The sequence below is a fragment of the Brasilonema octagenarum UFV-OR1 genome (genome assembly GCF_963888615.1).
Lineage (GTDB): Bacteria > Cyanobacteriota > Cyanobacteriia > Cyanobacteriales > Nostocaceae > Brasilonema > Brasilonema sennae.
Window position 1 is genome coordinate 20,361 of the sequence record NZ_CAWPKW010000353.1, and the last position, 7,381, is coordinate 27,741.

Sequence of the window (7,381 nt, forward strand, 5' to 3'; positions counted from 1 at the left end):
TTACAAATTGTATTCAAAAGCTTATATTTATGATGCGACCATTTTTTCTTCCGTCAAGAAATCGACTTTATTGTGATGAATAGTTACTTCTTCCTGTAAAACTTTGATCGCTCTCATGACATCTTCATCGGTCATATGGGGGCTTATTGGTAGGCTCAGAACATCTTTAGCTATTTGCTCTGTAATAGAAAAACTGCCTAAATGTGGTTGATCTACGTATGCATCAGATAAGTGGGGTGGCACAGGATAATGAATTGAAGTGCCAATTCCCAAATCTTTCAAGTGCTTTTCTAAAGCATAACGTTTTGGATGACGCACTACAAACAAGTGCCATACTGGCTCTACCCAGGTAGGAACAAAAGGTAGGGTTAAATCTGTTAAGCAGGAGAGTTTTTCAAGATACTGCTTAGCTACGCGATCGCGGCGACCATTCCACTCATCAAGCTTAGTTAGCTTCACCCTTAAGAAGGCTGCCTGTAGTTCATCCAGTCGGCTATTAAAGCCTTTAATTTCATTGAAGTATTTAACACGAGAACCATAGTTTCTGAGCAAACGAATTTTATTTGCCAAGTCACAATCATTAGTCGTGACTGCCCCAGCGTCACCTAATGCTCCCAAATTCTTACCTGGGTAAAAGCTGAACCCAGCTGCATCTCCTAAACCACCCACACGTCGCCCTTTATAGCGTGCTCCGTGAGCCTGAGCAGCATCTTCAATCACCTTTAGCTTATGATGTTTTGCAATCTTGTTAATCAGATCTATGTTAGCTGGCTGACCGTAGAGATGAACTGCTACAATCGCCTTTGTATTTGGTGTAATTGCTGCTTCGATTTGCTCCGGATTTATGTTATACGTTTTCTCATCTGGCTCAACCGGAACGGGTATAGCTCCCGCATAAGTAACTGCTAGCCAAGTAGCAATATAAGTATTAGCTGGCACAATAACTTCATCCCCCGAACCAATCTCCATAGCGCGCAGAATTAGATGCAGGGCTTCTAGCCCGTTACCAACTCCGACACAATACTGAGTTCCACAGTATGTAGCAAATTCTGTTTCAAACGCCTCCACTTCTTGCCCAAGAATATACCAGCCAGACTCCATAACTCGTCTGTAAGCTGCATCTAGCTCCTGCTGAAGTTCAAGGTAAGGTGCTTTTAAATTCAAAAACGGCACTTGCATCTTTACTCTCCAATGGCTTTGATGAAATCTTCATAGTTGCGATAATAGTCAGACTCATCGTAAAAATCTGATGCCAGAGCCATGCACACCGAACCCGAGGAAAAATTCTCAATTTCACGCCATACCATAGGGGATATGTAAAGACCATAATAAGCACGATTTAAATGATATTTTGTCCTTTCATAACCATTGTCTATCACCACATCAAAACTACCAGACATAGCAACTAGAACTTGGTGTAGTGCTTTATGAGCATGACCCGCTCGTTCTGCACCGCCTGGTACATCATAAAGATAGTAAACTCGTTTGAGTTCAAAAGGGATGTGTTTGTTGTTCTCAATAAATGTTAAATTTCCTCGGTGGTCATTAATCTTAGGAAGTTCAATTATTTGACATTGTTCAACGCTCATCTTACCACAACGATCAACAATCTTAGGAAGTTCAATTATTTGAGATTTTTCAACACCCATCTTACCACTTTTGTCGGTAATCTTGGGAAGTTGTTCAATAATTTCAATAATTTGGTATTGTTTAGTTAGTTTTTTTGCTACATACATTGTCACAATAATTCTCCTTTAGTTGAAGGCAACTTTATCCGTTGCTTTGATCGCTTCTTTCCTCGTCATCTGTTAAACGACGGAATAGACCATCGTCCGACTTGGGTGAGGTCGTGCTGCTAACAAATACTGTACTAGGCGCTAGGCTTGCTTCAAAGGGTTTGTCATCGGTTGTGCCTGGTGTCACAAAAGCACTTGAACCGATGAACATTTAACTTTTTGGAAGCCGAAAAGCAGGTATAAACAGACGATGCATCGTAACTAAATTCAGCACATCTGTGTCACACCGTCAGGTATAACTCCAAAGGATTTCTGCTGAGAATTCTGTCGCCGTGCATACACAAGGAAAAGCTTGGTACCCTTAAAAAGGAGTTGCTGTTCCACCACAATCTCGCTCAAACCTTGAGTTTTTAGTAAAGCTACAATCTTTTCAACTCGACCATCGAAATCATGAACTTCAGCAACTACTTGCTTTATCTTTCCCCAATCGGAATCTTCGATACCCAAAAGGACATCTAACTCACTTTTCTCAACATCCAATTTGAGCAAGTCAATTTGTTGAATATCATGATCTTTTATGATATCTGATACTGTTCTCATCTGACAAGTAATTTGCTCCATCTGAAACGATTTTTCTAGTAGCTTATCAACAATAAACGACTGAATAACTCGAGGAAGCCAACTAATCCAACGCAGGAACCAAGGTCCTATTTTGAGGCCGGAGGAAATAAAAGTTTCCTTGACTTCATTTTGTAACTCTTTTACATTGTTTGGGTAGGCATGAGACATCGCTGTAAAGCGGGGATGGTAAGCAAACTTTACGGTTTTAGACTCGCGTGAAAGTCCACAAGGAAAGACTTTGAGTTTTTTTGGATCGAAGCGTTGGGCATTGCGCTGTAGCACTTCAAAAGTCGCCGGGGCAGGCTCGAAGGCAAAAACTTTCACGTTTTTATTACACTGCTGATATACCCAAAGTGTGAATAAACCAATATTGGCTCCTACATCAAAAACGGTGTCGTTTTCGTACAACTCGATTCCATTTTTGATATATTCTGGGATTTCTTTCTCAAGAATATCCACTTCAAACTTTTGCATGCAAAATATTTGCATCTCATTGAAAACGACAGTTTCGGGAGTTGAAGTTGACGACATATGATTAGTTCCTTAAATTGTTATGGATTGCAACCAGTAATTAGAAGCTGCTCAAGCTGAAACGAACTTTGTAACTACAGGAAAACGACTACCAACGCAATGTAACTGTTAGCGAAAAAACAAAAGGATACAATGTTAGTTTTCTGCGGAGGGCTGTCTATCAAATAAACGTTTGAACATCCTTACACCCACTTGTGAGGATTTCTCAGTACCTCTAGAAGCGTTGCTTCTTGGCTATCAGTGGTGGGCTCATCGTTATAGTTCCAGAAAGCTTCTGCTGGCATACAATTGAGAACACTTTGCGTACTCACGATGCCGCTTGCCAAGCCGAAGCGAACGCCTCTATCATGCAAGAGGATGAATTCAGCATAACGTCCCCGTCTGAGGTGTTGCCAATATTTGTTCTGTTGTGTAAATTCCATATCCTTGCGTTTTTCAACAATTGGAATGTAAGCAGGGATGAAAGCTTCAGAACAAGTTTTGACAAAGGAAAATAAGGTTTCGGCATCGTAATCTTGTAAATTGTCAAAGAAAATTCCACCGACACCGCGACATTCACCGCGATGGGGGAGATAGAAGTACTGATCGCACCACTTCTTAAAGCGCGGGTAGAATTCTGGGTTGTGCTTGTCACAAGCGTCTTTATGCACTTGGTGGAAATGAACCGCATCTTCTTCAAACAGATAAATGGGTGTTAAATCTCCTCCGCCACCAAACCACCAGGAACCAGGTTGTGTACCATCTCCTAATTGGAAATAACGGTAGTTGACGTGTGCTGTCGGTATCATCGGATTCAAAGCATTGATGATAACGCTGGTACTCGTTGCAAAAAAAGGAGTGCTTTTTCCACTAGGGTTTTCGTTTCCTGAGTCAGCCACTATATCTGCCCCTTGGAAGGTCATACCAGGGGGCAACTCACCCCGCATTGATACGTAATTGATACCAACTTTCTCAAAAACATTACTGTTTCGTAATGCTTTATCGATGTACACGATCCCGTTATCATCTTCACCTTTTATCCATTGACCTTTTTCGTCTTTTGTCCAATGTTGTTCGTGTAACTTATTGCCGTCTATCTCTTCGACTGCTTGGCAAACGTTATTGAACATATCTAGCAAGGCTTTTTCAGTTCTCGCACTAATGCTCGGTTGTTTTGCTGTGGTATTTTCAAGAAGTTGAACCATAATGACCTCGAAAAGAGTAATTGTTGAGATAATTGACAGTTTTCCTGGAGAAAATTTGGTTAGTATGCCAACAAACCTTCTCTAGTTTTTGTTAGAAAAATTTGTGAGCGACCTCACTATTCCTCATGTTTAGAATGATTGATGGAGTAAATATGGAGGGTGATAGCTTAGATTAATCGCTATCAAAAATTCAGTAGAAAAAATTAACTACGTGGGTCTTCAATACTAAACAGCATTGATTGGTGTTAATAGACTTGTGGATTTTGGCTTTGGCTTTTGATCATGGAAACCAGTCACTATCATCTTGATATCTTTATTTGGTGCTACTCCTGCAGCATGACGCACAAGATTAAATGGACGGTCATCAACCAGTTTCAATTGATAACGTGACACAATTGTTGCTAATACTAACTTCATCTGAAACGGGGCAAAGGCATAACCAATACAGCGTCGATGACCACCTCCAAAGGGTGAATACTCATGAGAAGTAAACTGTCTTTCCAAAAAACGTTCTGGCTTGAACTGTTCGGGATTTGGAAATAAATCCTGACGGTGATGAAGCGAATGGATATTAGCATATACGTGTGTACCTGCTGAAAACTTATAACCCATTAGCTCGAATGAGGTTGTAGCTACCCGCATAGCAACCACAGACAGAGAGTATAAGCGCAGTGTCTCTTGAGAAATTGCCGTTAGATAGGGAAGTTTAGCTATAGCGTTGGTATCTAAAGGGTTGCTAATGCTATCCAACTCGGACTGTAGTCGTTGGTATACTTCTGGGTGTTTTTGAAGACAGTATAAGCCGAATATTATGGCTGTGGCGGCTACCCCTTTACCGCTCAGCACTGTCATCACTTCATCACGCAGTTCCCGATCGCTCATTGCCTCGCCTTGTTCATCACGAGCTGACATCAACAACGAAAGAACATCTGTGCGGTCTGGTTGAGGTTGTTGGCGTCGTTGTGCAATTTCGGCATAAAGAAGCTGGTCTACTTCGTTGAGTAAGCGAACGAAGCGCCCCCAAGGACTCCAAGCTCCCAAATCTTTTTGCAAAGACCGCGTAAGAAGGTGCAATACAATAATTGGAGAGCTGAAATAATCAAGAATGGACGAGATTTTTTGCCGCAGTTTTACTAAATGCTCTCCTTCGTCCAAGCCAAAAACAACTTGGAACATCACGTTCATAGAGATATTATCCGCCCACGAACTCAGGTTAATCACTTCTCCAAGCTTCCACTGCTGCATCATCTGCTCCGTCAACTTACAGATGAGTTTGCCGTAGGATCGTAGGCTTCCGCCATGCAAGGAGGGCATGACCAACGAGCGCTGGCGCTCATGGAGTTTACCATCCAAGACCATTAAAGACTGATCTCCCACTAACGGGCGCAAAATTTCGTAAGTTTCCGCAATGTTAAATAGCTCCTTCGGAGCTGTATAAATCTGCTCAATGGCTTTGGGATTACTGACAAATACGATTGGAGCAGAAGCAGGCCACCGAACCATGAAGATATCCCCGTAGCGTTGAGTACAGCTATCTAAAAAATGTGTTGGATGGGTGCCCCATTGGTATACTTGTACAAACCATGGGGTGCGGGGACAATTAGGTAATTTCATTTGCTTCTATAACCTCCCACAGTAATTTCTTCACTCTGCAATATTCCCTCAATTGCATTCGCAGCTAATTCTGGAGAGTCCATTGAACGTAGCTTTTCAGACAAATCTTTGACTCGATCGTGTAGTGCATAGTCTTGTAGCAAAGCTTTGAGTTTGGATTGAATTGCTTTGGGAGTGGCTTTGTTCTTAGGTAGGTGATATGCTAAGCCAAGTTCTGCTGCTCGGCGACCTGTTTGTATTGTGTCCCCAAAGTCAGAAATAATTAGCATAGGAATGCCTTGCCTAAAAGCCCTTCCCACCGTTCCAAAACCACCATGTGTAACTATAGCTTTGACATAAGGTAAAACTTCATCGAAAGGCACAAAAGTTTCTATACGCACGTTTTCCCCAAGTCCTGATGGAACATCAGTGGCACTACCAGAGGTCGCGAGTACGGGAATTCCCATCTGAGCAACTGATTCCAGTACGCGACGCAGTTGACCTTTATCCATGTTGGTTGAGGTAGTGGTGCTAACCAACACGGTGCCAGGCTCTAGACTAGCTCCCAAAGGTGGATTACTAGTTGTACGAGGTATTTGAAAAACAGTCGGACCGATGAACACTTGGTTTTCTTGAAGCCGCTCGGAGGGTATAAACTCCTGATGAATTACAACTAAATTCAGCAGTTGAGAAACCACCACAGAAAAAAACTCAGATGGTGCGTTTTTGGAACGCTGAGGTAGACCTATCTGTTCGCGAACGCGACGTAGCGGGAAGATGAAATCAATCGTCGCATGGACAATGGGAGGCGGTAGCGGTATGGGAAAGCCCACAGGCAGAGCATCAGCATTGAGTGCTAACGACCACGATGAAGAAAATGTCACGAAGGGAATGCCAAGTCTTTCTGCTGCATAGGATGCACCGAAACAAATGCTCTCGCTAACTAAGCAGTCTACTTGCTCCCGTCTAATGATAGTCTCCAGTTCCGCTACCATATCTGGGATCGTTGCCAGCATTTCGTTGCGAAAGCACCAAAATTGACGAACAAATGTAGGAACCCAAGAGGGCAGCCGCACTGAAGAATTTTTTAACCGAGATATAACGTTACAACGTTCGGACATTGGGACAAGCTCAGCACCAGCCGCCTGTACCTTGGTATATTCACGCTGTCCAGTATGTACTAGAACACGGTAACCCCGCTTAACTAAAGCTTCGGCTAAAGACAGCATAGGCAAGATAGTACCAGCAACGGGTGGCGTGGTTATCAACACGGTCTTCATATGTCTCCTAATAGAAAAACTAATTGCTGTAAGTGATTGGAGTTTAGACTAATTTTGGCTCTCAAAGCGCCAAAGCCTTATCCAGACTCGCTTTCCCAATTTATAATCGATTTAGGATTCCGAAATCTAAAATGCTTGCTATATAAGGGTTGTAGCCTAAGAAATAGAATTTAGTCTAAACTCCAGTAAGTGAGAAAGTCACGAGTATTCAGTGCCACCAGGAAACACCATTGCCCCAGCGATTCAAGTTTGAGAGGTTGTTTTCACAACACAGTTGTATTGCTCTTTGAGATCTAAATTACTCCTAAGAAACACAGGGGTGTAGGGGTGTAAGGGAGCCAGTACTTGATGAGGGTCTCCCGACAGAGGTATCTGGTGAGACCAGCGCTGCAGAGAGAAGTGCCTTGCGCGGGTTCCCCGCGTTGTGGCAACTTCG

8 protein-coding genes are annotated in these 7,381 nt (G+C 42.7%); all 8 read right to left on the minus strand.

Translation table 11 applies throughout. The features are described 5' to 3' along the window. Positions 1–27: 27 nt before the first annotated feature. On the minus strand, positions 28–1,179 hold the full coding sequence (locus AC5590_RS31850; RefSeq protein ID WP_169267255.1) for a DegT/DnrJ/EryC1/StrS family aminotransferase: 1,152 nt from the start codon (positions 1,177–1,179) through the stop codon (positions 28–30). A 2-nt stretch (positions 1,180–1,181) separates the two neighbouring features. Further along, positions 1,182–1,736 (minus strand): sugar 3,4-ketoisomerase, encoded by a 555-nt coding sequence (locus AC5590_RS31855; RefSeq protein WP_248277345.1) that lies wholly within the window; start codon positions 1,734–1,736, stop codon positions 1,182–1,184. A gap of 34 nt (positions 1,737–1,770) precedes the next feature. After that, complete coding sequence (locus AC5590_RS31860; RefSeq protein WP_169267256.1) at positions 1,771–1,947, minus strand: hypothetical protein; 177 nt, start codon at positions 1,945–1,947, stop codon at positions 1,771–1,773. Between the two features lie 56 nt (positions 1,948–2,003). After that, positions 2,004–2,888: an FkbM family methyltransferase gene (locus AC5590_RS31865; protein ID WP_169267257.1), complete on the minus strand. Its 885-nt coding sequence runs from the start codon at positions 2,886–2,888 to the stop codon at positions 2,004–2,006. A 182-nt stretch (positions 2,889–3,070) separates the two neighbouring features. Further along, the gene (hemF, locus tag AC5590_RS31870) at positions 3,071–4,072 is read right to left on the minus strand and encodes an oxygen-dependent coproporphyrinogen oxidase (RefSeq protein ID WP_169267258.1); all 1,002 of its coding nucleotides are present in this window, start codon (positions 4,070–4,072) and stop codon (positions 3,071–3,073) included. A 225-nt stretch (positions 4,073–4,297) separates the two neighbouring features. Then, positions 4,298–5,686 (minus strand): cytochrome P450, encoded by a 1,389-nt coding sequence (locus AC5590_RS31875; protein ID WP_169267259.1) that lies wholly within the window; start codon positions 5,684–5,686, stop codon positions 4,298–4,300. Then, positions 5,683–6,945 (minus strand): glycosyltransferase, encoded by a 1,263-nt coding sequence (locus tag AC5590_RS31880; RefSeq protein WP_169267260.1) that lies wholly within the window; start codon positions 6,943–6,945, stop codon positions 5,683–5,685. The genes AC5590_RS31875 and AC5590_RS31880 overlap by 4 nt, the downstream gene beginning before the upstream one ends. 243 nt (positions 6,946–7,188) lie before the next feature. After that, positions 7,189–7,381, minus strand: a 193-nt coding sequence (locus tag AC5590_RS31885) for a hypothetical protein (RefSeq protein WP_211178633.1), incomplete at its 5' end; no start/stop codon positions are given.

Excerpts from the sequence above, each read along its gene's own strand:
- AC5590_RS31850 (WP_169267255.1), bottom strand. The coding sequence starts at position 1,179 with ATGCAAGTGCCGTTTTTGAATTTAAAAGCACCTTACCTTGAACTTCAG.
- AC5590_RS31855 (WP_248277345.1), bottom strand. The coding sequence starts at position 1,736 with ATGTATGTAGCAAAAAAACTAACTAAACAATACCAAATTATTGAAATT.
- AC5590_RS31860 (WP_169267256.1), bottom strand. The coding sequence starts at position 1,947 with ATGTTCATCGGTTCAAGTGCTTTTGTGACACCAGGCACAACCGATGAC.
- AC5590_RS31865 (WP_169267257.1), bottom strand. The coding sequence starts at position 2,888 with ATGTCGTCAACTTCAACTCCCGAAACTGTCGTTTTCAATGAGATGCAA.
- hemF (WP_169267258.1), bottom strand. The coding sequence starts at position 4,072 with ATGGTTCAACTTCTTGAAAATACCACAGCAAAACAACCGAGCATTAGT.
- AC5590_RS31875 (WP_169267259.1), bottom strand. The coding sequence starts at position 5,686 with ATGAAATTACCTAATTGTCCCCGCACCCCATGGTTTGTACAAGTATAC.
- AC5590_RS31880 (WP_169267260.1), bottom strand. The coding sequence starts at position 6,945 with ATGAAGACCGTGTTGATAACCACGCCACCCGTTGCTGGTACTATCTTG.